The sequence below is a fragment of the Streptomyces sp. NPDC001410 genome (assembly GCF_042895235.1).
Lineage (GTDB): Bacteria > Actinomycetota > Actinomycetes > Streptomycetales > Streptomycetaceae > Streptomyces.
In genome coordinates, this window is record NZ_JBIAWE010000002.1 from 476183 (window position 1) to 502573 (window position 26391).

22 protein-coding genes and 2 pseudogenes are annotated in these 26391 nt (G+C 71.3%); 6 read left to right on the plus strand and 18 right to left on the minus strand.

All coding sequences use genetic code 11. The features are described from left to right. Window positions 1-12: 12 nt before the first annotated feature. The 4 genes from ACFY3C_RS05660 to ACFY3C_RS05675 form a co-directional block, all read right to left on the minus strand. Window positions 13-1035 (minus strand): 2-hydroxyacid dehydrogenase, encoded by a 1023-nt coding sequence (locus tag ACFY3C_RS05660; protein WP_390769819.1) that lies wholly within the window; start codon window positions 1033-1035, stop codon window positions 13-15. Next, a complete protein-coding gene (locus ACFY3C_RS05665; RefSeq protein WP_390769820.1) occupies window positions 1032-2141 on the minus strand; it encodes an ABC transporter ATP-binding protein in 1110 nt (369 codons plus the stop codon). Before ACFY3C_RS05665 ends, ACFY3C_RS05660 begins: the two co-directional genes overlap by 4 nt. Continuing rightward, complete coding sequence (locus ACFY3C_RS05670) at window positions 2119-2952, minus strand: DeoR/GlpR family DNA-binding transcription regulator (protein WP_390769821.1); 834 nt, start codon at window positions 2950-2952, stop codon at window positions 2119-2121. Before ACFY3C_RS05670 ends, ACFY3C_RS05665 begins: the two co-directional genes overlap by 23 nt. 111 nt (window positions 2953-3063) lie before the next feature. Beyond that, window positions 3064-4197: an RNA-guided endonuclease InsQ/TnpB family protein gene (locus tag ACFY3C_RS05675; protein WP_390769822.1), complete on the minus strand. Its 1134-nt coding sequence runs from the start codon at window positions 4195-4197 to the stop codon at window positions 3064-3066. A 459-nt stretch (window positions 4198-4656) separates the two neighbouring features. Between ACFY3C_RS05675 and ACFY3C_RS05680 the strand changes: the two genes are divergently transcribed. Further along, a complete protein-coding gene (locus ACFY3C_RS05680) occupies window positions 4657-6099 on the plus strand; it encodes an FGGY-family carbohydrate kinase (RefSeq protein WP_390769823.1) in 1443 nt (480 codons plus the stop codon). Further along, on the plus strand, window positions 6096-6707 hold the full coding sequence (locus tag ACFY3C_RS05685; RefSeq protein WP_390769824.1) for a histidine phosphatase family protein: 612 nt from the start codon (window positions 6096-6098) through the stop codon (window positions 6705-6707). Before ACFY3C_RS05680 ends, ACFY3C_RS05685 begins: the two co-directional genes overlap by 4 nt. A 10-nt stretch (window positions 6708-6717) precedes the next feature. Here the strand turns inward: ACFY3C_RS05685 and ACFY3C_RS05690 are convergent, their stop codons facing one another. From ACFY3C_RS05690 to ACFY3C_RS05740, 11 genes and pseudogenes are all read right to left on the minus strand, one after another. Next, window positions 6718-7353 (minus strand): response regulator, encoded by a 636-nt coding sequence (locus ACFY3C_RS05690; RefSeq protein WP_386571731.1) that lies wholly within the window; start codon window positions 7351-7353, stop codon window positions 6718-6720. After that, on the minus strand, window positions 7350-8522 hold the full coding sequence (locus ACFY3C_RS05695) for a sensor histidine kinase (protein ID WP_390769825.1): 1173 nt from the start codon (window positions 8520-8522) through the stop codon (window positions 7350-7352). Before ACFY3C_RS05695 ends, ACFY3C_RS05690 begins: the two co-directional genes overlap by 4 nt. 5 nt (window positions 8523-8527) lie before the next feature. Beyond that, on the minus strand, window positions 8528-10711 hold the full coding sequence (locus tag ACFY3C_RS05700; protein WP_390769826.1) for an MMPL family transporter: 2184 nt from the start codon (window positions 10709-10711) through the stop codon (window positions 8528-8530). Between the two features lie 180 nt (window positions 10712-10891). Beyond that, window positions 10892-11539, minus strand: a complete 648-nt coding sequence (locus ACFY3C_RS05705) for a superoxide dismutase (RefSeq protein WP_386571732.1) — start codon at window positions 11537-11539, stop codon at window positions 10892-10894. A 133-nt stretch (window positions 11540-11672) separates the two neighbouring features. Next, the gene (locus ACFY3C_RS05710; protein ID WP_390769827.1) at window positions 11673-13061 is read right to left on the minus strand and encodes an amino acid permease; all 1389 of its coding nucleotides are present in this window, start codon (window positions 13059-13061) and stop codon (window positions 11673-11675) included. A 121-nt stretch (window positions 13062-13182) separates the two neighbouring features. After that, complete coding sequence (locus tag ACFY3C_RS05715; protein WP_390769828.1) at window positions 13183-14073, minus strand: TauD/TfdA dioxygenase family protein; 891 nt, start codon at window positions 14071-14073, stop codon at window positions 13183-13185. A gap of 14 nt (window positions 14074-14087) precedes the next feature. After that, on the minus strand, window positions 14088-15428 hold the full coding sequence (locus ACFY3C_RS05720; RefSeq protein WP_390769829.1) for an LLM class flavin-dependent oxidoreductase: 1341 nt from the start codon (window positions 15426-15428) through the stop codon (window positions 14088-14090). Further along, entirely contained in the window at window positions 15425-16159 is a 735-nt protein-coding gene (locus tag ACFY3C_RS05725) for an ABC transporter ATP-binding protein (RefSeq protein ID WP_390769830.1), read from the minus strand. Before ACFY3C_RS05725 ends, ACFY3C_RS05720 begins: the two co-directional genes overlap by 4 nt. Next, a pseudogene (locus ACFY3C_RS05730) lies at window positions 16135-16981 on the minus strand (ABC transporter permease). The gene ACFY3C_RS05725 and the pseudogene ACFY3C_RS05730 overlap by 25 nt, the downstream one beginning before the upstream one ends. After that, complete coding sequence (locus ACFY3C_RS05735; RefSeq protein WP_390769831.1) at window positions 16978-18021, minus strand: ABC transporter substrate-binding protein; 1044 nt, start codon at window positions 18019-18021, stop codon at window positions 16978-16980. Before ACFY3C_RS05735 ends, ACFY3C_RS05730 begins: the two are co-directional and overlap by 4 nt. A 195-nt stretch (window positions 18022-18216) precedes the next feature. Continuing rightward, window positions 18217-19416 (minus strand): ROK family protein, encoded by a 1200-nt coding sequence (locus tag ACFY3C_RS05740; RefSeq protein WP_390769832.1) that lies wholly within the window; start codon window positions 19414-19416, stop codon window positions 18217-18219. A gap of 443 nt (window positions 19417-19859) precedes the next feature. On the opposite strand from ACFY3C_RS05740, the gene ACFY3C_RS05745 reads away from it, so the two are divergent. Next, window positions 19860-20441 carry a biotin transporter BioY gene (locus ACFY3C_RS05745; protein WP_386571744.1) on the plus strand — a complete coding sequence of 194 codons (582 nt, stop codon included), beginning with the start codon at window positions 19860-19862 and terminating at the stop codon, window positions 20439-20441. A gap of 102 nt (window positions 20442-20543) precedes the next feature. Here ACFY3C_RS05745 and ACFY3C_RS05750 read toward each other — a convergent pair whose 3' ends face one another. After that, complete coding sequence (locus tag ACFY3C_RS05750; protein ID WP_390769833.1) at window positions 20544-21260, minus strand: LPXTG cell wall anchor domain-containing protein; 717 nt, start codon at window positions 21258-21260, stop codon at window positions 20544-20546. A gap of 252 nt (window positions 21261-21512) precedes the next feature. Between ACFY3C_RS05750 and ACFY3C_RS05755 the strand changes: the two are divergent. Further along, a pseudogene (locus tag ACFY3C_RS05755) lies at window positions 21513-22262 on the plus strand (serine/threonine-protein kinase); the annotation flags it as partial. 738 nt (window positions 22263-23000) lie between these two features. On the opposite strand, the gene ACFY3C_RS05760 reads toward ACFY3C_RS05755, so the two are convergent. Further along, complete coding sequence (locus ACFY3C_RS05760) at window positions 23001-23573, minus strand: hypothetical protein (RefSeq protein WP_390769947.1); 573 nt, start codon at window positions 23571-23573, stop codon at window positions 23001-23003. Between the two features lie 159 nt (window positions 23574-23732). Between ACFY3C_RS05760 and ACFY3C_RS05765 the strand changes: the two genes are divergently transcribed. Next, window positions 23733-24086 (plus strand): hypothetical protein, encoded by a 354-nt coding sequence (locus tag ACFY3C_RS05765; RefSeq protein WP_390769948.1) that lies wholly within the window; start codon window positions 23733-23735, stop codon window positions 24084-24086. A 41-nt stretch (window positions 24087-24127) separates the two neighbouring features. Here the strand turns inward: ACFY3C_RS05765 and ACFY3C_RS05770 are convergent, their stop codons facing one another. Then, the gene (locus ACFY3C_RS05770; protein ID WP_390769834.1) at window positions 24128-25555 is read right to left on the minus strand and encodes an amino acid permease; all 1428 of its coding nucleotides are present in this window, start codon (window positions 25553-25555) and stop codon (window positions 24128-24130) included. Window positions 25556-25758: 203 nt separating this feature from the next. On the opposite strand from ACFY3C_RS05770, the gene ACFY3C_RS05775 reads away from it, so the two are divergent. Further along, window positions 25759-26244, plus strand: coding sequence for a ribose-5-phosphate isomerase (locus ACFY3C_RS05775; protein WP_386571748.1), 486 nt, complete (start codon window positions 25759-25761; stop codon window positions 26242-26244). Window positions 26245-26391 lie beyond the last annotated feature (147 nt).

Sequence of the window (26391 nt, forward strand, 5' to 3'; positions counted from 1 at the left end):
GTCGCTCCCCCTTCAGGTCAGACAGTGCGCGAGCGGCTCCCCGCGCACCCAGCGGCCCACCTCGGCGGCGGCGATCCGGGCCGCCTTCTCCGCGACCGCCCGGCTGGCCCCGCCCAGGTGCGGGGTGAGGACGACACGGTCGGCGAGAGCGGGCAGCCGGGAGTCCGGCGGAAGCGGTTCGCGGGCGTAGGTGTCCAGGGCCGCCGCCGCGAGCCGCCCGCCCTCCAGCGCGTCGCACAGCGCGTCCTCGTCCAGCAGCGGCCCCCGGGCCGCGTTCACCACCACCGCCCCGGGCGGCAGCAGAGCCAGCTCGCGGGCGCCGATCAGACCGCGGGTCTCGGCGGTGAGCCGGGCATGCAGGATGACGACGGCGGAGCGGCGCAGCAGGTCGTCCAGCGAGGACACCCGCAGCCCGTGCACTTCCCCGCGCACATAGGGGTCGTACACCATCACCCGCGCCCCGAAGGCGCACAGCACCCGCGCCACCCGGCTGCCCACCGCGCCGTAGCCGACGAGTCCGACCGGCAGGTCCTCCAGCTCCAGACCGCTGTGCGCGTAGGTGTAGTACGCCGATCCGGCCCAACTCCCCTCGCGGGCGAGGAGTTCATGGGCCTGCGGGATGCGGCGCAGGGCGGCGAGGAGCAGGCCGACGGTGAACTCGGCCGTGGCGGCGGCGTTGCGCCCGGGCGCGAAGCACACCCGGACGTCGTGCCGCTCGGCCGCCGCCAGGTTGACGTTGACCGGCCCGCCCCGGCAGACCACGACCAGCCGCAGCTTCGGGCAGGCGCCGAGGACGCGTTCGGTGACCGGGCCCATCTGGGTGACCAGGACCTGCGCGTCGGCGAGGGCGCCGATCAGTTCGTCCTCGGCGTCACTGGCCTCGCTCACCTCGGCGACGGGACCGAAGGGCTGCAGGGGCCAGCCGAGCGTCAACTCCCGTACGTCACAGGCGGCTTCCTTCCCGAGCGCGGCCGTGATGAGGGACGGCAGGACGAAGTGGTCGCCGGCGGCCACCACACGCACACTGGAGGTCATCGCAGGGTGTCTCCCGTCTCGGCGTCGAAGACATGGGTGAGTCCGGCCGCCACCCGGACCCGCTCGTCGTGCCCGAGGCGGACCTCGGGCCCGGTGAGCACCACCAGGTGCCGCTCCACCCCGTCGAGGGCGAGCGTGGCGATGCCCGACTCCAAAAGGGGTTCGTGGGCCACGACCCGGGCGGGGATGCCGTCAGCGGCGCCGGTGAGGCTGAGGTCCTCGGGGCGGATGCCGACCACCACGGCCCGGCCCTCGGCCACCGGCACCGGCAGCGCGAGCCGCACCCCGGCGGACAGGCGCGCGTGGCCGTCGGCGGTGGCGGTGCCGGGCAGCAGATTGATCGCGGGCTCGCCGACGAAGTCCGCCACGAAGGCGGAGGCGGGGCTGTCGTAGATCTCGTAGGGCGTGCCGAGCTGCTGGATCGCACCGTCCCGCATGACGGCGATCCGGTCGGCGAGGGACAGCGCCTCCTCCTGGTCGTGCGTGACCAGGATCGTGGTGTGCCCCAGGTCGCGCTGGATGCGCTTGAGCTCCCGGCGGGTGGTGTCGCGCTGGGCCGCGTCCAGATGGGACAGCGGCTCGTCCAGGAGCAGGACGTCCGGTTCCCGGATCAGCGCGCGGGCCAGGGAGACGCTCCCCCAGTGCCTCGAAGGGCCTGGGGGGACCCCCAGCTTCTGCCCGCTGGACAGTCCGGCCGGGCGGGCGTCGAGGACGTCGGTGAGGCCGACCCGCTCGGCGATCTCGGCGACCTTGTGCCGCACATCCCCCCGAAGGCTCCTGCGGCGGGCCTTCAGCCCGAACGCCAGGTTCTCCGCGACCGTCAGCGGCGGATACAGCGCGTAGTTCTCGAAGGCGACCCCGATGTTCTGCTCCTGGGCCGGACGGCCGACCACCGAGGCGCCCCCGACCAGGATGTCCCCGCCGGTCACCGCCTCCAGGCCCGCGATCATCCGCAGCGTGGTGGACTTGCCGCAGCCCGACGGGCCCAGCAGCCCGAGCAGTTCACCGGACTTCAGACCCAGGTCCAGGCCGCGGACCGCCTCCACCGCCGGGCGGCCCCGCGACCGGTACGTCTTGCGCAGCTCACGTAACTCCAGCGCGGTCATCGCCCTCCCTCGGATCCGTGGCGCACACCTCGTAACGCACCTTGTGCTCGTCCAGATCGCGCAGCGCGTCCGGCGACGCCCCGTCGTCCACCAGCAGCCGGTCGAAGCGGGAGAGCGGGGCGACCCGGTGCAGGGCGACCCGGCCCAGCTTGGTGTGGTCGACCAGCAGCACGTTGCGCGCGGCCGCGTCGAGCATCGCCCGCTTCACGGAGACGATGTGCTGCTCCTGGTGGTAGGCGTAGCCGCCGTGCACGCCCGACGTCGACACGAAGCCCACGTCCACCCGCAGCTGCTCGACCGCCTCCACGCAGGACACCCCGAGGAAGGACGAGTGCAGCTGGTCGTAGTCGCCGCCGAGCGCCATCAGATGGATGCCCCGCCGGCCCGCGAGCAGGTTGATCGCCTCCAGGAAGTTGGTGACGACCGTGAGCGGGGTGATCTCGCCGAGCCGCAGCCGGCGGGCTATCTCCAGGGTGGAGGTGGAGTCGTCGAGGAGGATCGCCATGCCGGGCTCGATGGACTTCAGCGCCCGCTCGGCGAGCGCGGCCTTCTGCGAGCGCATGGTCTTCAGCCGGTACTGCACGTTCGACTCGAACACCCCGGACGGCTGCGCGGTCACCCCGCCCCGGAACTTCCGTACGATGCCCTGCCGTTCGAGTTCGTCCAGGTCCCGGTGGATGGTCATCAGGCTCACCCCGAACCGCTCGGCCAGTTCGGCCGCGGAGGCCGAGCCCTCGGCCAGCACGCGTTCGGCCATGGCGGCCTGCCGGGCCGCGGGTCCCGATCCGTGCCGTGCACCACTGCTGCTCATCACGTGCTCTTCTCCCGTTGACGTCGTCCGCGGCCGAACCACCGTCCCTTGGGGGTCACGTGCCTGTTCATCCTTGACTGCTCCTCTCCCTGGAGGGAGGGGATTCCTGGCTCAGGCGGCCTCTTGGAGCGGCGCTCCAGGAGGTCTTACGCCCTCGACACCAGCTGGGTTCAGACCAGCCCGGACGAGCATCACACGGGCGGAATTCTTGTCCCTGGGGGACACCGTTCCGCACGCGGTGCAGGTGTAGGTGCGTTCCGGCAGTGGGAGTGCGTGCTTGGTTCTCGCTCCGCAGCGCCCGCAGTCCATGGTGGTGTGCGCGGGGTGCACCAGCCGCACGTCCCGCCCGTGCTTGCGGCCCATCTCGATCAGGGCCTTCTTCGTCGCGCCGATCGCGGCGTCCGCCGCCTTGCGCGCCATCGACGTCCTCGCGAGAAACTTCGGCCGGAAGTCCTCCACCGCGATCGCGTCATGGTCCCGCACGACCTTCTTGGCCCACTTGCGGGCAGCGTCCTGCCGCTGGCGGGCGATCTTCTGGTACGTCTTCGCCCGCCACTTCTTCGCCTCCCGGTAGCCCTTCGACGCAGCCTGGCCCTTCTTCGGCTTGCGGCGGGCCATCATCCGGTCGTACCGGGACAGCTTCCCCTTGGATCTCTTGCCGTGCTCGGGGTGGGGAAGGTCGTGGGCATCGGAGGTGGTGGTCGCGATCTCCTTGACACCCCAGTCCACGCCGAGCACCTGGCCGCTCTGCGGCAGCGGCTCGACCCGGGCGGGGATGACGAACGAGGCGTACCAGTCGCCGACGCTGTCCCGGTACACCCGCACCGACGAGGGCTCGGCGGGCAGCTCACGGGACCACACCACCCTCAGCACGATCCCGCCCGCCAGATTCAGCCGCCCGTCTTTGGGCCGGAAGCCTCGCCGTGTGTAGTTCAGGCTCGGATCAGCCTCACGCTTCTTCTTGTAGCCCGGCATCCCCGCTCGCTGCCTCACGGGCAGCCGGTCCCTGATGTCCTTCAGCGCCTTCGTACGGGGCTTGCCGAAGTCACGGATGAGCTGCTGCTGCGGCACGCTGGCACCCTCAGCCAGCCACGGCGTGATCGCGCGGGCCCCGGTCAGCATCCGGTCCAGCCGCGCCGGACCGCACTCCTCCCCCTCCGCATGAGCTTTCTTGGCACGCGCCACGCACTCGTTCCACATCCACCGGCACCGGTCCCACTCCGCCAGCAACCCCGCTCGGGCCATTGACGAAACCCTCAGCCGATACGTGTACCGGGCATGCCCCACCCCGTCGGATCCCGGTGCCGCCTCCACGCCGTCACCTCCGCCCTGACACTCGGCCCTGCCCCGCTCGGATCACCCGGCCTTCACTGTCAGACCGTACGTACGAAGCGCGAACACCTGCACCCTGTCCCGTCAATGCCACGCCAACCAGTGAACAGGGGCACGCATGTTCGCCCCCTCTGACTCCGTAAAGCAGGCCATGTGGGCGCTGCGCGCCCCAAGGAGCCGGAGGCGACGGCGCTGTGCGCCGCCGCCACGGAGGGCGGTTCACCGGGTGGTTAACAAGTTGAGTCGACTCGATAACAGAGGGTGTAACGGCAAAGGAAGGCCGTCAATCCCTTGTGCACGGGGAAATCAGGGGGAAATCTCGGAGGAGCGTGGGAAGTTCACAGTGCCGTTCGCTATCTGCGGGAGGTCCGGATGGGGTTGGCGTGGCTCGGGATCGACCTCGGGACGCAAGGGGTGCGCGCCCTGCTCGTGACGGCCGACGGCGGCGTCCTCGGCAGCGGTGCGGCGCCGCTGCGGCGCGGGCGGCGGGACGGGGTGCGGCACGAGCAGGACCCGGGGGAGTGGTGGGAGGCGGTGTGCGCGGCCTGCGGGCGTGCGCTCGACGGGGCGCGGGTGAGCCTCGGCGGGGTCGCGGTGTGCGGGACCTCCGGGACCGTACTGCTCACGGACGACACCGGTCGCCCGGTGAGCCCTGCGCTCATGTACGACGACGGGCGGGCGGCGGCCGAGGCGGGCCGGCTGCGGTCGGCGGGGCTCGCGGTGCAGGACACCTGGGCGCTGCCGAAGGTGCGCTGGCTGGCCGACCGGTACGGCCCCGGCCGGGTGGCGCACCAGCCCGACCTGGTCACCGCGCGTCTCGTCGGCCGGCCCGTCCCCGCCGACTCCAGCCACGCCCTGAAGACGGCCTACGACGTGGAGCGCGACCGCTGGCCGGACCTCACCGGCCTGCCCGCGGGGACCCTCCCGGACGTCGTACGCCCCGGCACCCGGCTCGGCGAGGTCTGCCCGGCCGCCGCCGAGGCCACCGGCATCCCGGCCGGCACCCCGGTCATCGCGGGCATGACGGACGGCTGCGCGGCACAGATCGCCTCCGGCGCGCTGCGGGAGGGCGCCTGGAACTCGGTGCTCGGGACGACCCTGGTCCTGAAGGGAGCCGCCGCGGACCCGGTCCACGACCCGACCGGCGTGGTCTACAACCACCGTGCGCCCGACGGCACTTGGCTGCCCGGCGGCGCCTCCAGCGTCGGCGCCGGTGTCCTCACGGCCCGCTTCCCGGGCGCCGACCCGGCCGCTCTGGACACCGAGGCCGCCGCCTTCGAGCCCTCGAACGCGGTCGCCTACCCCCTCGTCTCCCCGGGCGAACGCTTCCCCTTCCGCGCCCCGCACGCCACCGCCCTCCTCCTCGGCGTCCCGGAGTCGGACGCCGACCTGTGGGCGGCCCTCCTTCAGGGCGTCGCCTTCACGGAACGCCTCTGCCTGGACTACCTCCACCACCTCGGCGCCCCCCTGCACGGCCCCCTCACCTTCACCGGCGGCGCGGCCCGCAGCCCCTACTGGACCCAACTCCGCGCCGACGTCCTGGGCCGCCCGGCCAAGATCCCGGAACAGCCGGAACCCGCCCTGGGCATGGCCGCACTGGCCGCCTACGGCACCGGCGCCGCACCCACGCTCGCGGACGCGGCCGAGCACATGTCCCGCCCCGGCACGACCGTCGACCCGCGCCCGCACCATTCGGCCCGCTTCACCGAGCCCTACGCCAGGCTGGTGGGTGAGCTGGAGTTTCGGGGGTGGCTGCCGAAGGAGGTCGCCGCGCATGCGCGGGAGCGGCTGGCCCGGGATACTCCGGGCTCATGACTACGACCCTCCTCCTCGCCCGCCACGGCCAGACCGTCTGGCACGCCGAGAACCGGTACGCCGGGGTGAGCGACGTGGCCCTGACCGATAGCGGGCGCGCCCAGGCCGAGGCGCTGGGCCGCTGGGCCGCCGCCCACCCCGTCGACGCGATCTGGACCTCACCCCTGTCCCGGGCGATCGCCACCGCCGAGCCGGCCTGTCGTGCCCTCGGTCTCACCCCGCACCGCGAAGTCGACCTGCGGGAATGCGACTTCGGGGTGGTGGAGGGCCGTACGCTCGCCGAGTTCGAGGCCGAGAACCCGCAGGCGGCGCAGGCCTTCCGCGCCGACCCGGGGGCGCACCCCTTCCCCGGCGCCGAGGATCCCCGCGCCGCCGCGGCCCGGGGCACGGCCGCCCTGCACCGGATCGCCGCCGCGCACCCCGACGAGCGGGTCCTCGTCGTCGCCCACAACACCCTGCTCCGACTGGTGCTGTGCTCGCTCCTGCACATCCCGCTGGCGGAGTACCGCCGCGTCCTGCCGAGGCTGCGCAACGCGGCGGTGACCGAGATCCGCGTCACGGAGCACAGCGCGGCCCTGCTGTCGCTCAACATCCCCTGCGAGTCCTGAGAGTGACCGGTCACGGGCGTGGCAGCAGCCCTCGCTCCATCGCGACGACCACCGCCCGCGTGCGGTCGTTGACGTCCAGCTTGGCGAACAGGCGCAGCAGATGAGTCTTGACGGTGGCCTCGGAGATGACGAGCCGACGGCCGATCTCGGCATTGGTGAGCCCGTCGGCCACCGCGGTCAGCACATCGGTCTCGCGGGTGGTGAGCGGATCGTGGACGGGGCGCCGCATCCGGGCGACCAGCTTCTCCGCCACCCGGGGCGCGAGCACGGTCTCCCCGCGCGCGGCCGAGCGGATCGCGTCGACCAGCTGCTCGCGGGTGGTGTCCTTGAGCAGGTAGCCGATGGCGCCGGCCTCGACCCCGCGCTCGATGTCGGCGTCGGTGTCGTAGGTGGTGAGGATCAGCACGCGGGTGCGCGGGTGACGAGCGACGATCCCGGTGGTCGTCGCGACCCCGTCCAGCACCGGCATGCGCAGGTCGACCAGGGCCACGTCCGGGTCGTGGCGGGCGACCAGGTCGAGTGCGGCACGGCCGTCGCCGGCCTCGCCGACGACCTCGATGTCCGCCTCCCCGTCCAGCAGGGCGATCACCCCGGCCCGCATCACGGTGTGGTCGTCCACCACGACGATCCGGAGCCTGTCGGTCATGCCGCTCCCTCCACCGGGATCACCGCGAGGATCCTGGTTCCGTCCCCGACCGAGCTGGTCACCGTGAGCCGCCCGCCCAGTTCGGCGAGCCGCTTGCGCATCCCGTCGAGACCGAAGCCGGTGCAGGCCTCGACCACGAATCCGGTGCCGTCGTCCGTGACCTCCAGCTCCACCCCGTGGGGGCGCCGGGCCAGCACTACGCCGACCGTCGAGGCACGGGCGTGTTTGCGCACGTTGGCCAGGGACTCCTGGGCGCAGCGCAGCAGCGCGACCCGGGTCTGCTGGTCGCAGTCCAGGTCGGCCAGCTCGGCGGCCACGCTCAGCCCGGTGTCCTCGGCGAACCGGTCCACGATCCGCTGCAGGGTCTGCGCCACCGAGCCGGAGTGCGCGCCGCCCGGCGGCCGCCCCGAGCCGACCAGTTCCCTGGCCTCCGCCAGGTTCTCCCGGGCGGTCGACTCGATCGACACCAGCTGCCGGGCGGTGCGCCCGGGGTCGGTGGCGAGCCCGGCGCGGGCCGCCTCGGCCAGCACGACGATCGAGGCGAAGCCCTGAGCGAGCGTGTCGTGGATCTCCCGTGCCATCCGTTCCCGTTCCTCCGCCGCGCCCTGCCGCAGATGCGCCTCGGCCAGCTCCGCCTGGGTGCGCTCCAACTCCTCGATCAGCCGGGCGCGTTCGCTGCTCTGCTCGACCACCGCGCGGGCCCACAGCCCGATCAGGACGCCGACCGCGACCACGATCAGCGTGCCCACCACCGTCTCGCCGAAGAACTCGCCGGACCAGCCCTGCCGCACCCAGGCCCCCAGCAGCGTGCCGGCGGTGGCCAGCCCCAGGAAGGTCAGGGAGATCCTCGGGGTGCGGCCGAACATCCAGTAGTGCGGCAGCGTGACCATGAACAGGGCCGCGTAACTGGTGCGCAGATAGGCGAGTCCGGCGAGGGCGATCACCAGCACCGCGAGGTACCCGTGCGGCCGTACGACGGGATGGGCGGGGCGGCGGTCCAGCACGGCGAAGCACAGGGCCACGCTGCCCAGCAGGCCGAGGGCCGCGTACCGGTCGGCGCCTTCGCTCAGGGCCGTGATGCCGACCGCCATCGCGGCGAACAGGACCCAGCACACCGCGTTCCAGCGGCGCAGCGAGGTCGCCCACAGGGCGTCGGCGGGCGTGGTCATACCTGTCAACCTACGTCCAGCAGCTGGGGGTTCGGGCCGGGGACGGCGGTCTTCGACGGCCGCACGGGCCACCAGGTGCGCTCGCCGAGCAGCAGCAGGGCCGCCGGCAGGATCAGCACGCGCACCACGAAGGCGTCCAGCAGGACGGCCGCGGCGAGCACGAAACCGATCTGCTTCATCTCGATGATGTGCAGGAAGACGAAGCTCACGAAGACGGTCGTCATGATCACGGCTGCGCTGGTCACCACGCTCGCCGAGCGCCGGATGCCCTCGACGACCGCCTGCCGGGTGGGCGTGCCGGCCAGCACCGCCTCCCGGATCCGGCTGACCACGAACACCTGGTAGTCCATCGACAGACCGAAGAGGATCACGAGGAGGAACAGCGGCACACGGGAACCGATCGACCCCGTGGAGCGGAAGCCCAGCAGCCCCTCGGCCCAGGTGTGCTGGAAGACCAGCACGAGCAGGCCGAGCGCAGCCGCCGCCGACAGCAGGTTCAGTACGACACCGAGCAGGCCGAGCACGACCGAGCGGAACGCGTACAGCGTCATCAGGAACGTCACCAGCAGCAACGCGCCGAGGACCAGGGGCAGTTTGCCGTTCTGATGGGCCGGATAGTCGGTGTAGCGGGCCACGTCGCCGCTCACGCCGTACCGCGCGCCGGTGACCTTGCCGACGGTGGCGGGCAGGTAGTCGTGGCGCAGCTGCTCCAGCGAGTCGTGCGCCTGCGGGGAGTTGCCCAGGTACGGCACCCGCAGTTCCAGGGTGCTGGTCCGGTGGTCGGCGGCGGTGCGGATACGGGCGTAGTCGGTGAACAGCGGGTCGGCGGTCGCTCGGCGGGCCAGTGCCCGCAGCTCCCCGGTGACCTGGGCGGAGCGCTCGGCGGGGGCCTGTACGACGACCTGGTGGGCGACCCGCCGCTCGGGGAACTCCGCGTTGAGGCGGTCGTACACCCGCATGGCGGGGATCGCGCGGGAGTGGGTGTCCCGGCTCATCTCGGTGATCTTCAGGCCGGTCAGCGGGAGGACGAGGGCGAGCAGGGCGAGCAGCGAGCAGCACAGGGTGGCGAGCGGATGCCGGGCGGCGGGGCGCAGCAGCGCGGACCAGAACCGGCCGTCGTCCCCGCCGCGCAGGCGCCGTGCGGGCTTGCCGTGCTCCGCCCGCCGCCGAACCCTGCGCTCGGCCCGTCGGCCCAGGACGGTCAGCAGCGCCGGCAGTGCGGTCAGGGAGCTGGCCACCGCGACCAGTACGACCACGATCGTGCCGGTGGCGAGCGATGAGAAGATCACGTCCGAGGCCAGGTACAGCGTGGCGGTGGAGGCGACGACCGCAAGACCGGAGACCACGACGGCCCGACCGGACGTGGCGGCCGCCAGCTCCACCAGCGCCTCGGTGCCGAGCCGGCCACCGGAGCGGGCCCGCTCCTCGCGCTCCCGCTTGAGGTGGAAGAGCGTGTAGTCGACGCCGACCGCGAGGCCGATCATGAGGATGACGTTCTTGCCGACCCCGGCGTCGGGGGTGAGATGCGAGGCGGCCATCGCCAGCCCGATGGCCCCCGCGATCGACGACAGCGCGAGCAGCAGCGGTACGGCGGCCATGGTGAGCGAGCCGAACACGAGCAGCAGGGTGACGAGGGTGAGGGGCAGGCTGATCTTCTCGGAGAGGGCCAGGTCGTCGTCGCGCTGCTGGTCGACTCCCTTGCTGACGGAGGGGGATCCGGTCTCCTGCACGAGCAGCTCGGGGTGCGCCCGCTGTACGGCCCCGGTCTGCGCGACGAGGGCGCCGACCTTGTGGTCGGCGTCCAGCTCCTCGCCCTTGAGGGACACCTCGACCAGGAGGACGCGTCCGTCGGAGGACCGCTCCGGGGAGGCCACCGCGGCGACCTCGGGCAGCCGTCGCATGCGTGCGGTCAGCTCGCGCGCGACGGAAGCGGCCGGCCCCTCGTCCAGGGCACCCGTTCGGGCGGAGATCAGGATCTGCTCGGTGGACGGGCGTTCCAGATGCCCTTCGGCGGCCGTGGCCTCGGCCCGGCCGGCCTCGCCCACCCGGTAGTCGGCGGTCTTCGCGCTGTCGGTGCCGAGGGCGCTGCCGACGCCCAGGCACAGCGCCACGAACAGCAGCCAGCCGACGAGCGCCCGCCAGGGGTGCCCGGCGCTCCAGCGTGCCATGCGCACAGTCAGTGAGTTCATGCCCAAAAGCCTTGCTGAGCAGGGCATTTGGCGGACACGGGTGTCCGGTGGAACTTCGGGTCAGCCGTTCGGTGGACCCTCGGGGTGGGGAAGACCCCCGCAAGTCACGTCCTCGCGGGGGTCTTCTCTCATCCGCCTGCCTACGTGAAGGGTGAGAAGACGATCACGAGGCAGGACGACTCAGGGGGCGAGCAGGAGCACGTCCGTGCGGGACCTCGCCGCCGCGTAACGCCTGGCCACGTCCTGCCAGTTGACCACCTGCCACATCGCCTCGACGAAGTCCACCTTCTGGTTGCGGTACTGGAGGTAGAAGGCGTGCTCCCAGGCGTCGAAGACCAGGAGGGGCGTCGCGCCCTGGCCGACGTTGCCCTGGTGGTCGTAGACCTGCTCGACGATCAGCCGCCCGCTCAGCGGCTCGTACGCCAGCACGCCCCAGCCCGAGCCCTGGGTGGTGGCCGCCGCCTTGGACAGCTGCGTCCTGAACGCCGCGAAGGATCCGAAGGACTCCTTGATCGCCTCCGCCAGCTCGCCCACCCCGTCCTGCGCCAGCGGCTCGCCGCCGCCGTCCTTCGGACCGGTCATGTTCTGCCAGTAGATGCTGTGCAGGATGTGCCCGGAGAGGTGGAAGGCCAGGTTCTTCTCCAGCCCGTTGATCGCCCCCCACGACTCCTTGTCACGCGCCTCGGCGAGCTGCTCCAGCGTGTCGTTGGCGCCCTTCACATACGCCGCGTGGTGCTTGTCGTGGTGCAGCTCGATGATCTCGGGGCTGATCACGGGGGCGAGCGCGGAGTAGTCGTAGGGCAGGTCGGGCAGCGTGTAGACGGGCATGGGTGGTGTCCCCTCCGAACCTCTTATTGCGAAGGACTTGCAATTACACGCTAGCAACAAAAAGACCCCCGCGGATGCACCGCGGGGGTCTTTCGGGAGGGTTCGAAGGGGGGCTCGAAGGGGAGGGGCGAGGTCAGGACCTGGCCCGCACCCGCTGCCACACGTACCCCACCACCGCCAGGAACACCGTCATCCCACCGGTCGAGTACAGCTGAACCCGAGTCCCCTGCTCCCGGGCCATCAGTACGAAGATCGCCGCCATCCCCGCCAGCGCGATCCACGTCAGGAACGGGAACGCCCACATGCGGACGACCAGCTTCTCCGGTGCCTCCCGCTCCACGCGGCGCCGCAGCAGCAGCTGGGAGACCGCGATGAAGATCCAGACGACCAGGATGACCGCGCCGATCATGTTCAGCAGCCAGGGGAAGACGTCGTCCGGCCGCCAGTAGCTGAGCAGCACGCACACGAAGCCGAAGACGCAGGAGGTGAGGACGGCGATGCGCGGCACCCCGCCGGAGGTCTTCGCCAGGGCCTTGGGGCCCTGGCCGCGCTCCACCAGCGAGTAGGCGATGCGCGAGGAGCCGTAGATGTTGGCGTTCATCGCGGAGAGCAGGGCGACCAGCACGACGACCTTCATCACCTGGCCGGCGCCGGGAATGCCGAGGTGGTCGAGGGCGGCGACGTACGGGCCCTTGTCCGGGTTCGCGATGTCCTTCGAGTCCCACGGGACCAGCGTGACCACGACCGCCATGGAGCCGACGTAGAACAGCGCGATGCGCCACATCGCCGTGCGGACCGCGCCCGCCACGCCCTTGACCGGGTTCTCGGACTCGGCGGCCGCGATCGTGACCGTCTCCAGGCCGCCGTAGGCGAAGACGGAGGCGAGCAGACCGATGACCAGACCCTCGCCGCCGTGCGGGAAGAAGTCGGTGAGGTGGGAGGTGCCCGGGGCGTCCGTGCCGGGGAGCACGCCGGTGATGGCCAGCCCGCCCAGGACCAGGAACAGGCTGATCGCGCCGACCTTCAGCGCCGCGAACCAGAACTCGAACTCGCCGAAGTTCTTCACCGCGGCCAGGTTCGCCCCGCAGAACACCAGCATGAACAGGGCGACCCAGGCCCACTGCGGGGTGCCCGGCAGCCAGCCGGTGACGATCTTCGCCGCGGCGATGCCCTCCAGGCCGACGGCCGTGCACAGCAGGACCCAGAAGGACCAGCCCGCCGTGAAGCCCGCCCAGGGGCCCATCGCCCGCTCGGCGTGCGCGGAGAAGGAACCCGAGGACGGGTAGGCGGCGGACATCTCGCCGAGCATCCGCATCACCAGCATCACCAGGAGGCCGGAGAGCGCGAAGGCGATCACGATGGACGGTCCGGCCGCGGCGATACCCGCGCCGGAGCCGACGAACAGGCCCGCGCCGATCACACCGCCGAGGGCGATCATCGACAGGTGGCGCTGCTTGAGACCGTGGGAGAGGGAGACGCCGTCCTGCTGCTGCGGTGGCGTCTCGGTGGTGGTGCTGGGCATGTGCGCGGCTCGTCCAGTCCTGAGGGTGGGCAAAAACGCCCACAGTCTGGGCGGCCCGTCCGCTCACACGGACAGGCCGCCCAGTATGCGGACACCCACCTTACGCAGGGTGAGACCGCGGTTACGCGGCCACGGGTGTGTAGTGCGAGGCGTCACCCTCGATCGAGTAGCTCTCCTTGCCCTCGATACCGACCGGGATGTCACCGGCGACGGTCACCCGGTGCAGACGGCGCGGCCGGCCGTCGTAGTTGTCGATGGCGTAGTGCTGGGTGATGCGGTTGTCGAAGAGAACCAGCTGGTTCGGGGACCAGCGCCAGCGCAGGACGTTCTCCGGACGGGTGACGTATGCCTGGAGCAGGTCGAGGATCCTGCGGGACTCGCCCACCGACAGGCCCACGATCCGCTGCGCGAACCCGCCGATGAACAGGCCGCGTTCACCGGTCAGCGGGTGGACGCGAACCACCGGGTGCGCGGTGCGGTACGTGATGGACGTGAACTGGGCCCGCTGGGCGGCCTTCTCCTCGTCGATCTCCTCGGCCGGCACCGCGTAGTCGTAGTCGTTGGTGTGCTCGGCCCACAGGGTGTCGGCGAGCCGGCGCAGTGGCTCGGGCAGGTCACGGTAGGCGGCCGCCGCGTTGGCGATCAGGGTCTCGCCGCCGTACGGCGGGACGGTGATCGAGCGCAGGGTGCTGGCCTGCGGCGGGTTGAGGACGAAGGTGACGTCCGTGTGCCAGTGGTTGGCGCGGCCCCGCTCGCTGTCCACGGGCAGCACGTTCGGGGCACCCTCGACGGCGCCGACCGTCGGGTGGGCGGTGGTCAGGTCGCCGAGGTGGCGGGCGAAGGCCTGCTGGCCCGCGTCGTCGAGGTGCACGTCGTCGAAGACGAGCGCCTTGTGGACGTTCAGGGCCTCGCGGATCGCGGCGACCTGCTCGGGGGCGAGCGGCCGGGAGATGTCGACGCCGGAGATCCGCGCGCCGATGCGTGCGGTGACCTTGGTGATCTCGATGGACATGTTCGCTGGTCCTTTCACACGAGGGATGCGGTGTACTGGTTGGCGGGGCGGGGGAGGCCGTAGCGCTCCCGCAGGGTCTGGCGGGGGCGGCCGTCGTACTTCGTGCGGAGCAGGCCGCGGGTGCGCAGGATCGGTACGACGTGCTCGACGAACGCCTCCAGACCGGAGGGCAGCACGGCCGGCATGATGTTGAAGCCGTCGGCGGCGCCCTGCGTGAACCAGGTCTCGATCTGGTCGGCGACCTGCTCGGGCGTCCCGGCGAAGGTGAGGTGCCCGCGCCCGCCGCCGAGCCGCCCGATCAGCTGCCGTACGGTCAGCCGCTCGCGCCGGGCCAGCTCCACGATGAGCGTGTAGCGGCTCTTGGCGCCCTCGACGGCGGACTCGGGCGGCAGATCGGCCGGGAGTCGCGCGTCCAACTCCAGTGTCCCGGCGGGCAGTTTCAGCAGGCTCTCCAGGCGGCTCACCCCGTGGTCGTACACGATGTGGTCCTCCAGCAGCCGCTCGGCGGCCCGCGCCTCGGCCTCCGTCGAGCCGATCACCGGGACGATGCCGGGCAGCACCTTGATGTGGTCGGGGTCCCTTCTCTCCTGTGCGGTACGGGACTTGAGGTCGCCGTAGAAGGCCCGCGCGTCCCGCAGTGTCTGCTGGGCGGTGAACACCGCCTCCGCGTACCGGGCCGCGAACCGCCTGCCGTCCGCCGAGGAGCCCGCCTGCACGAGCAGCGGGTAACCCTGGGGTGTGCGCGGCACGTTGAGCGCGCCCTCGACGCTGAAGTACGTCCCCTTGTGCCGGGGCGGATGGATCTTGGCGTCGTCGCCCCAGACCCCGGCCGCCTTGTCGGCGACGATCGCGTCGTCCTCCCAGCTGTCCCACAGCTTGAGGGCCACGCCGAGGAACTCGGCGGCGCGGGCGTACCGCTCGGCGTGCGCGGGTTCTCCGTCCAGGCCGAAGTTGCGGGCGGCCTCGGCACCCGCGGTGGTGACGATGTTCCAGCCCGCCCGGCCACCGCTGATGATGTCCAGCGAGGCGAACTTGCGGGCCAGGTTGTAGGGGGAGTTGTAGGAGGTGGAAGCGGTGGCGATCAGACCGATGTGCTCGGTGACCGTCGCCAGGGCGGTGAGCAGGGTGAGCGGTTCCAGGGCGCCGGCCGGGCGCTGGGCGACGCTGCCCCACAGCTGCGGGCTGTCGGCCAGGAAGAGGGAGTCGAAGGTGCCGCGCTCGGCGATACGGGCGAGCCGCACGTAGTGGTCCAGCTCGACGTGCGCGTACGGGTCGCTCTCCGGCAGCCGCCAGGACGCCTCGTGGTGGCCGGTGTTCATCAGGAACGCGTTGAGGTGGAGCCTTCTCTGTGTCACTGATGGTCCTCCGTGACGCCCAGCGCGGCCAGCAGCCGCTCGCGGTATTCGCCCAGCACCGGCTCGCGGTACGAGCGCGGGTGGGGACGGTCGATGGTCAGGTCGAGGCCGATCCGGCCCCGGTCCAGGACGAGGACCCGGTCGGCGAGCACGATCGCCTCGTCCACGTCGTGGGTGACGAGCAGCACCGAGGGCCGGTGGCGCTCCCACAGCTCGCGCAGCAGGTGGTGCATCCGGATCCGGGTGAGCGCGTCCAGCGCGCCGAACGGCTCGTCGGCCAGCAGGAGTTCGGGTTCGCGGACCAGGGAGCGGGCGAGTGCGGCCCGCTGTGCCTCGCCGCCGGACAGCTCGCCCGGCCAGGCCCGCTCCCGGCCTTCGAGACCGACTTCGGCCAGCGCCGAACGGCCCCGCTCGACGGCGTCCTTGCCGTCCAGGCCGAGAAGTACGTTGTCCAGCACCCGGCGCCAGGGCAGCAGCCGGGAGTCCTGGAACACGACCGACACCCGCTCGGGCGCGGTGAGCCGGCCGCTGCCCGCGACCCCGTGGTCGAGGCCCGCGACGGCTCGCAGCAGGGTGGACTTGCCCGAGCCGCTGTGCCCCAGCAGGGCCGTGAACTGGCCGGCGGGCAGGTCGAGGTCGATGCCGTCGAGGACCGTACGCCCCTCGAACGACCGGGTCAGGTCCCGCAGCCGGACGGCGGGCCGGGTCAGCTGTTCAGTGTGCGGCGCCACGACAGCACCCTCCGTTCGATCAGGCGGACCACGCTGTCGGAGACCAGGCCGAAGACGCCGTAGATCAGCAGGCCGACCAGGATGACGTCGGTCTGGCCGTAGTTCTGCGCCTGGAACATCAGGTAGCCGAGGCCGCTGGTGGCGTTGATCTGCTCCAGGACCACCAGGCCCAGCCAGGAGCCGGTGACGGCGAGCCGGAGTCCCACGAAGAACCCGGGCAGCGCCCCGGGGATCACGACCTGCCGGATGAAGGCGAACCGCGACAGGCCCTGCACCTCGGCGAGTTCGACGTACCGGCTGTCGATGCCCGACAGCGCGGCGTGCGTGTTCAGGTAGAGAGGGATGTAGACGACGATCGCGATGACGGCGATCTTGAAGGTCTCTCCGATGCCCAGCCAGAGGATGAACAGCGGGATCAGACCGAGGGTCGGGATCGCCCGGTTGAGCTGCACGGTCCCGTCGATCAGCGCTTCCCCGGCCCGGCTGAGCCCGGCGGCGAGCGCGAGGGCGACACCGGCGGTCAGCCAGATTGCGAAGCCGTACCCGGCCCGCGTCAGCGGTCAGGATGTCGGTGGGCAGGGTGCCGTCGGTCCACAGGCGGGCGCCCGTTCTCAGCACGGTCCAGGGCGCCGGGACCGCACCCGGATCCAGCCGGCCGGCGGCCGAGGCGGCGGCCCACAGAGCGAGCAGCAGCAGCGGGCCGGCCAGCCGGGCCGCGGGCAGGCGGCGGCCGGGGGAGAGCCGGCGGCGCCGGCGGACCAGGGGGAGTTCCCCGGCGGCCGTGGCCGCCACGGCGGTCGTCGTCGTGGTCACGGCGCTCACCTCCGGTACTGGGCCGGTACGGCCTTGGCGGCGAGGGACTCGAAGCGGTGATCGAAGAGCGAGGAGACGTCGAACTTCTTCACGAAGCCGCCCTCGGCGAGCAGGTCGGCGGTCTCCTGCTCCCACTTGACCGCCTCGTCCCAGCTGGGCGGGAACAGCGGCTTGTTGGCGAGTTCGGAGATGCCCCGGGCCTGCTCCGGGGTCAGGTTCTGCGTCTTGACGTAGAACTCCTCGTTCCACACGTCCGGGTGCTCGTACTGCCACACCTGGCCCTTGGCCCACTGCGGGACGTACGCGGCGATCGCGGCGGCCTTCGCCGGGTCGGCCAGCACGGAGACCGGCGCCCACAGCAGGTTGAGCAGGTCGACGACGTCGGTGGGGATGGTGTGGGCGCCCTTGCCCTCGTACTGCTTGAGGTAGGCGGGTGCCTGGCTGTTGGCGAGCGGGGCGATGTCCACCTGCCCGGACTGCAGGGCGGTCAGGAACTGGTTGCTGGTCAGCGGGACCAGCTTCACCTCGTCGTACGTCAGACCCGCCTGCTTCAGCGCCCGCAGGAGCACGACACCCTGCGCCTGCCCCTGGGAGAAGGCGAGCTTCCTGCCCTTGAAGTCCGCGACCGTCCGGATGTCGCTGCCCGGCTTGGTGGCGAACAGGTAGTTGGGCTTGCGGGTGATGCCGATCGCCACGATCTTGGCGTCGAAACCCTGGTAGTGCGCCTGGATCGGCGGGATGCCCGCGTTGTTGGCCAGATCCAGGGACTTGGCGCGGAAGGCGTTGATGACATCGGGACCAGCCCCGATGTTCACCCAGCTCGACACCGTGAAGGGCAGGCCGGGCAGCTTGGCCAGCCTGAACTGGAGCTGCTGCACACCCTGGTACGAGGCGATCCTCAGGCTCGTGCCGGCCGGGACCTGGTCGGCGAGCGGCTTCGTGGCCGCGCCCTCGGTGTCGGCGGCGGCGCTGCCGTGTGCGCAGCCGCCGAGACCCGCCACGGCGGCGGACGCGCCCAGCACAGAGGTGAGGAAGAGACGACGGTGCATGGGAGTACTCCCGGGGAAAAAGAGCGAAAAAGGCAGGCGGAATTCCAGCCTGGCAAGGGGGAATTCACACGGAAGAGATACGGAGGAGATACGCGCTTCACGCGCGTCAACGCGTCAGCAACAAAGGGTGCGACAGCTCATGAGCAGGATGTTCTCGGCCACCGGTGATCCCTGTCAACATTCCGAGTTTCTGAATCAAATAGCCTCAGGTGACGCAGCCAGCGGATCCCGGTACAGCACATCCAGGGCCACCGAACCGCCCGCCACCGCCAGCACGGAATCCGGGAAACTCGTCGGCACGACGTCCGCCGAACGTGCCGTGCCGACGGCCTCCTGCAGGGCGCTCAGGCAGTCCTCGAAGTGGATGACGCCCACCTCGGTGACGACCACCGTCTCCGGGTTGAGCACATCCAGCAGCAGTCCGGCTGCCCGTCCGGTCGTCCGGGCTCGCTCCACCAGCAGCCGCCGGGCCACCGCGTCCCCGGCCGCCGCCGCGGCCACCACCTGCATCGGGTTCGCTCCGTCGATCACCCCGGCCTCCCGGGCCCGCCGGCACAGCGTCCGCTCGCTCAACTCCGCCTGGAGGCAGCCGGTTCGCCCGCAACCGCACGGCTCGGTGCCGCCCGGCACCGGAAGGTGGGCGATGGTACCGGCCTGGGACCGGGGCCCGTGGTGCACCTCGTCGTTGGTCGCGAAGGCCGCGTCGACCATGTTGCCGACGAACAGATGCAGCACGCTGCGGCTGCCCCGGACCCGCCCGAACAGCCGCTCGCCGCCCACCAACGCCCGCGCGTGCCCGTCCACTTGTACGGGCAGTCCGGTGCGGGCGCCGAGCAGCTCCCGCACCGGCACCTCGCGCCAGCCCAGCAGCTCGTGCTCGACGACGGTGCCCGTCTCCCGGTCCACCCAGCCGCCGACCGCGACCCCGACCCCCAGCGGCCGGCGGCCCGGTACCTGCGCGAGCAGCGCCTCCAGGCCCTCGGCGGCCCGGGCCAGCACCCGGCCCGGATCGGTCCGTTCGTGCTTCAGCCGCCGCTCGGCCACCACCCGGCCGCGCAGGTCCAGCAGCGCGACGGTGGTGTACGGCACGGCCACGTGCACCCCGCCGACCACGAACCGCTCACGGTCGAGGTCGACCGGCACATGCGGCCGGCCGACCCCGTTCGAACGGCGGGGCGCCGCCTCCTCCCGGATCAGCCCGAGCCCGGCCAGCCGGGCACAGTGCTCGGTCACCGACGCGGGTGAGAGCCCGGTCAGCCGGGCGATGGTGCTGCGCGCCACCGGCCCGTGCTCCAGCACGGACCGCAGCACGACGCTGGCACTCGTACGCCGCCGGTCGCTGTCGGCGGCACGGGGAACGGGGGAGACAAGGGTGGATGCCGCGGTACGGGGCATGGAGGACCGTCCTCGAAAACGGGGCCGACACGTCTCGGAGAGGAGCGGCACACCGTGGAGCGCCGCTACCCCGGGCGGCGACAGGTGGCCGTGCCCTGGCGTCGCAGGTCGACATAGCGACGCGACGTGAAGTACCGGGCCTGGGCAACCATGCGTTCGAAGCTAGCAAAGCACCCACGTGCTGCCCAGACAGCGACCGACGGGCGAGACGGCCACCAGGGCATTGGTGGAACCCTACAGACGCGGCGTCAGGTCCCCCCGTACCATGCACCACTTCACCTCAGTGACGGGCATCACGCCGTACCCGGTGTAACCCACACCCTTTGTCCGAAGCCCACCAAGGGCCGGTTCCCGCCTTTGTCGACCACTGACGGTGATCAGCGCGCGACGCCCGGGATAGCGTCACGGTGTTCCCCCGTGCCCACACCACTCGCGGAGTCCCCATGAGCACCGCCACCGTCGCCGCCCGCCCCGGCGCCGTCCTCGCCGACCTCCTTCCCGCGTCCCGCGTGCGCGACGCCGCCCTCGTCCTCGGCGGCGCCGTGCTCACCGGTCTCGCGGCCCAGCTGTCGGTTCCGGTGCCCGGCTCCCCGGTGCCGGTGACCGGCCAGACCTTCGCCGCGCTGCTCGTCGGCACCGCGCTCGGCGCCCGCCGCGGCTTCCTCTCCCTCGCCCTGTACGCCGTCGCGGGTGCCGTCGGCGTGCCGTGGTTCGCGGGCGGCACCTCCGGCTCGGGCGCCGTCTCCTTCGGCTACATCCTCGGCATGCTGCTCGCCTCCGCCCTGGTGGGCGCGCTGGCCGCCCGCGGCGCCGACCGCTCCCCGCTGCGCATGGCGGGCACGATGATCCTCGGCGAGGCCGTCATCTACGCCGTCGGCGTCCCCTACCTGGCCGTGGCCGCCGGCCTGTCCGCCTCCCAGGCGATCTCCCTCGGCCTCACCCCGTTCCTCATCGGTGACGCCCTGAAGGCCGCCCTGGCGATGGGTCTGCTGCCCACGGCCTGGAAGTTCGCCGGCAAGCGCTGACGCCGTAGTTGGGACGGAAGAGGTTCGCCGGGTCGTACCGCTCTTTGAGCCCGGCGAGCCTCTTCCGCGTCTCCGGCCGTGCAGCCCCGCACTCCGTGCCGCTCAGGCCTCCTGCCGCCGGCGCTGCGACCACCACACTCCGGCCGCGCCGGCCGCGATCAGTGCGGCGCCCGCGGCACCGAGGGGCAGCACGTCCCGCCCCACACCGGTCTTCGGCAGCTCGTCGCCGCCCGGTGCGACCGGCTTGTTGTCGGTGCCGAGGAGCAGCGGGGTGGCCGGGGCGTTCGGCGACGGGTTGGTCGTGCCGAAGGGCACCGGGCCCTGCTGCCAGAACGTCTTCTTCCCGTCCGTGGTCTGCACGGGCAGACAGATCTTGCCGGCCTTGCTCAAGTCGTAGGTGGCCTGCACCGCGTACGACTTGGACTGCCCCGCCGCGAGCGTGCCGACCGGGCAGCTGAAACCGCTGTTCGAACCTTCCGGCAGATCCTTTTCCGCGATGGCCGAGCAGCCCTGAACGCTCGTGATCTTCAGCGCGTCGAATCCGACGACCAAAAGCCGAATCCCACCGCTGTCCTTGCTGCCGTCGTTCTTCACGGTGGCGGTAATCGCCGTCTTTTTCGAACTGTTGTCGACCGAGATCTTCTCCGGCAGCAGCGTGCGCAGCTTCACGCCCGCCGGTGCCTCGTCGACCGCCTTTCCTCCCTTGTCGCTGCCCGTTCCCTGGTCATCGGCGGCGGCCGTGCAGGCGAGGACCAGCACGGCCGAAAAAGATGCCATGACCAGCGATCCTGCGATGCCCGCCCTACGACGAGAACTCATGTTCGCCCCCCTTGCAACCCCCTGGACTGCGCCTGAATTCGCAGTACTTGAAGAGGTACCACAAGATTTCCCCGCACTATGCTGGTACGGCTCGAAGTGTGACCGTTGTGTTTCAGCAGAGACGGTCGTTGAGGGGGGTGCGACGCATTGCCGGGAAATATGGGGGAATTGGGAGAACCGGGGGCCGGCGGGATTCCGGGGCTGCTGGTGAACGCACGCTATCGGCTGGTCGAAAGCATCGGGCAGGGGGGAATGGGGCGGGTGTGGCGGGCCGTCGACGAAACACTCGACCGGCTGGTCGCGGTGAAGGAGATACGCGTCGACGGGCAGGCCGCGGAGGACACCCACACACACCGCGAACGCACTCTGCGCGAGGCGCGGGCGACGGCCCGGATCGACCACCCCAACGTCGTGCGCGTGTACGACGTGGTGGACCAGGGTCAACGCCTCTGGATCGTCATGGAGTTGGTCACCGGCCGCTCACTGGAGCGGATCATGACGGAGGAGGGCCCGCTGAGCCCGCGCGAGACCGCGCGCATCGGACTGGGCCTGGTGGCCGCGCTCCGCCAAGTACACGCCGGCGGCGTCCTGCACCGGGACATCAAACCGGGAAACGTCCTGGTGGAAACCGGAGCGGGCCGCGTGGTCCTCACCGACTTCGGCATCGCCGCGATCCAGGACGCCAAGGCCCTCACCATGGTCGGCATGCTCGTCGGATCCCCCGACTACATGGCCCCCGAACGCGTCTCCGGCCGCCGCCAGGGCCCACCGTCCGACCTGTGGTCCCTCGGCGCGACCCTCTCCGCGGCTCTGGCGGGCAACTCCCCGTTCACCCGCGACACCACCCTCGCCACCCTGCACGCGGTCCTCTACGAAGAACCCCACCTCCCCCCGACAACAGGCCCACTGCACCCCCTCCTCACCGCCCTCCTGACCAAGGACCCGTCGAACCGCCCCGGCCTGAACGAGGTGGAGCGGGCCCTGAGCACGGTGGCGTATCCGTCGCCGACACCGACGGTTGCTCTGGGGGAGGGGCCGGTGGTTGGGGAGGGGTCGGTGGGGGCTGGTCCTGGGGGAGGTCAGGGGGCGGGGGGCGGCGGGCTCGTAGGGCCTGGGGCGGTGGGGCCTTCGGCGGCGGGGGCCGGGTCGACGGGGGCCGGTCCGGTGGAGCCGGGGTCGGCGAGGCCTGGGTTGGGTGTGCCTGGGGTGGCGGGTTCCGGGGGTGTGGGGCCGGAGTTGGCTGGGGCTGGGGCGGCGGGTGTCGAGCCGGTGGATGTTGGATCGGGAGCGGTGGGTCCTGGTCCGACGGGGGCTGGGCCGGGGCCGACGAAGCCTGGGTCGAGCGGGCCCTGGGTGGCGAGTTCCGGGGCTGTGGCGCCCGAGTCGGCTGGGCCTGCGGGGCCTGGGTCGACGGAGCCTGGGTTGAGCGGGCCCGGAGTGGCGAGTTCCGGGGCTGCAGTGCCCGAGTCGGCTGGGCCTGTGGTGGCGGGTGTCGAGCCTATGGGTGCTGGATCAGCGGCCGGAGTCGAGCCGGTGGCTCCTGGACCGGCGGGGACCGGGCCGAGCGGAGCCGGGATGGTGGGGCCCGACTCGGCCGGTCTCCACTCGGGGGATTCCGCGCTGCGCGGAGCCCGGTCGGTGGGAGACGGGCCGGTGGGAGCCGAGCCGAGGGACCGGGGGGCGGGCGAGGCTCAGGCCGGGCGGGGGCTTACCCCGTCCACAGGGCCGTCCCAGGACGCGCTAGCCGGCCGATACGGCCCCATCGGTGTCGGCAACGGCCCCAGCCCCGTCGGCGGCGTCCCTGTTCCTGGCGGCAGTGGTTCTGCCGGTGTCGGTGGCGGTCATGCTCCTGGCGACTGCGGCCCTGCCCGTGTCGGCGACGGCCCGCGCCTCAGTGACCCCGGCCCCACCCCTGTCGGCCTTGTTCCCGGCGACTCCGGCCCTCTCCCTGTAAGCGGCGGTCATGCTCGCCCCGACCATGGCATCGCTCCCGTCGGCAGCAGCCCAGGCCGTGCCGGTGACCGTGCCGGACTCCTCGCGGCCCCTGATGAAGCTGTGGCCGGGGTCCCCGGGGGCGGTCCGGCGCAGCAGTCTGCCGGGGCTCGCGTGCGGGCCGGTGCGGTGACCCAGCGGCGGGTGGGCGCGCCGTTCGAGTCGGCGGCCGGGGTGCCCGAAGGCCAGGACGGCCCGCACTTCCGTCGTACCGCGCTGCTGGCCGTTCTCGGGGTCGTCGCCGTCGGTGTCGTGATCGCCGTGCTGGTCGCCACCTCCGGCGGGGGTGGGCGGCGGGAGGGGGCACAGGGACAGGGACAACAGGGTGGGACCGCTACGGCTTCTTCGCCCAGGGGCTCGGACTCCGAGGCCGTTTCCCCGACCGTCGACGGGACCTCGCGGCCGCACAGTCCGCCGCCCGGCTCCAGGACGGAGGCGGGCGGGTTCGCGTGGACTCCGCCGCAGGGGTGGCGGCGGGATGTGAAGACCGGGGCCGAGGTGCACTACACCTCGCCCGACGGGCGGCAGGAACTCGTCGGCAAGTCCTCGCTGGCCCGGGGCAACCTCCTGGACACCTGGAAGCGCTCGGAGAAGAACGCCCAGCAAGGACGTGACTACGTCAAGATCCGGCTGGCCGAGACCAGATTCCAGGGGTACCCGGCGGTCGTCTGGGAGTACACCTTCACCCTCAGGGGCACCCCCTGGCACGCCCGCCTCCTCGGCTTCGACGCGGACGGGAAGTCGTACCAGATCAACACCTGGTACCAACCGGAGATCGAAGCACAGGCCCTGAAGACGTACAGCACGGTGAAGGAGACCTTCACCGTGCTGTGAGCCGGAAGCAGCCGGAAGCGGCTGGAATCAGACGGGCGACGTCAGCCTGTGGTGACCTTGTCGACCACCTCGGCCTCGACCGCGGGCACCTCGGTCCCGCGGCCCGCCGTCACCTTCTGCTTCACGAACGCGACCACGAGCACGACCGCCGCGACCAGCAGCGACAGCAGCACCGTCTCCCGCCCGTCATGCTCCGTGTCGAAGAGCATGTACACCAGGACGGACACGATCAGAGCGGCCGTCGCCCAGGTCAGGTAGGGATACAGCCACATCTTGACGATGAGCTTCTCCGGCGCCTCCCGCTGGATGATCTTCCGCATCCGCAGCTGCGAGGCGCAGATGACCAGCCACACGAACAGCGCGACCGCACCGGACGAGTTGACCAGGAAGAGGAAGATCGTGTCCGGGAACTTGTAGTTGAAGAAGACCGCGACGAAACCGAAGACAACGGAGGCGATGATCGCCGCCATCGGCACGCCCCGGGACGTCGTACGGGCGAACGCCTTCGGCGCGTCACCACGCTGACCGAGCGAGAAAGCCATCCGGGAGGCCGTGTACAGGCCCGAGTTGAGGCAGGACAGCACCGAGGTCAGCACGATGAAGTTCATGATCTCACCGGCGTGCGCGATGCCGAGGGAGTCCAGGGCGGCGACGTACGAGCCGTCCTTCGCGATCGAGGGGTCGTTCCACGGCAGCAGCGAGACGACGACCAGGATCGAGCCCAGGTAGAAGACGCCGATACGCCAGATGATGCTGTTGGTCGACTTGGTGACCGCCTTCTGCGGGTCCTCCGACTCGCCGGCCGCCAGCGTCGCGATCTCGCTGCCCATGAAGGAGAAGACGACCAGCAGCACACCGGTGAGGATGGCGCCGGGTCCGTGCGGCAGGAAGCCGCCGTGCGAGGTCAGATTGCCGAAGCTCGCCTTGTCGGCGTGCACGCCCGGCAGGACACCGAAGATGGCCAGCAGGCCGACGACGATGAACGCGCTGATCGCCACGACCTTGATGCCGGCGAACCAGAACTCGAACTCGCCGTAGGAGCCGACCGAGACCAGGTTGGTCGCGGTCAGGACGACCATCACGATGAGCGCCCAGCCCCATTGGGGCACGGCCGGGATCCAGCCCTCGAGGATGTCCGCGCCGGCGGTGGCCTCGACGGCCAGCACGACGACCCAGAAGAACCAGTAGAGCCAGCCGATGGAGAAGCCGGCCCAGCGTCCGAGCGCACGGTCGGCGTGCGCGGAGAAGGAACCGGAGGTCGGATTGGCCGCGGACATCTCGCCGAGCATGCGCATCACCAGCACCACGAGCGTGCCGACGAGGGCGTACGACAGGAGGATGCCCGGTCCCGCGGTAGCGATACCGGCCTTGGAGCCGACGAAGAGGCCGGCTCCGATGACGCCACCGATCGCGATCATCGTCAGATGGCGGTTTTTGAGTCCTGCTTGGAGGCCCGAACCAGGGGTCATGGACGGATTTCCTTTACGCCAGGGGGAGCAGCCCGTACGAGCGGTGTACGAGCCGGTCCAGTGAAACCGAGGCGAACGAATCCGGGAACCTCTGAATCCAGATCGTTACTTGAGGTTTCCTTGAGGTTCTATGGTTCCAGTCACATTTTCTGGGCTCGACACCCGAGGCTGCTGCCCTGAAACAGGCGTGTCACACTCGTCCCATGCGCGTGTATCTCGGCTCCGACCATGCGGGCTACGAACTCAAGAACCACCTCGTCGAATGGCTCACCGCGGCGGGGCACGAGCCCGTCGACTGCGGGCCTCACATCTATGACGCCCAGGACGACTACCCGCCCTTCTGCCTGCGTGCCGCGGAGAAGGCGGCCGCGGACCCCGAGGCTCTCGGCATCGTGATCGGCGGCTCCGGCAACGGGGAGCAGATCGCCGCGAACAAGGTGAAGGGTGTGCGGGCGGCTCTCGCGTGGAGCGAGGAGACGGCGGCGCTGGGGCGGCAGCACAACAACGCGAACGTCGTCGCCGTGGGTGCGCGGATGCACAGCACGGAGGAGGCGACCAAGTTCGTCGAGGTCTTCCTCAACACGCCGTTCTCGGGTGACGAGCGTCACCAGCGCCGCATCGACATGCTGTCGGCGTACGAGACGACGGGCGACCTGCCCCCGATCCCGCCCCACCACCCGCAGCAGTAACCCCGGGGGCCCTGCCCCCAGGCCCCCGCTTTGCCCACCCACCCACCCGACTCGGTGGGCTGAGATGAGACGGGTGGGCAAAGCCAGTACACCCACCCTTCTGCCGACCGAGACGGATGGGTGGGTGGGAAAGTCGCGGTAGGAAAA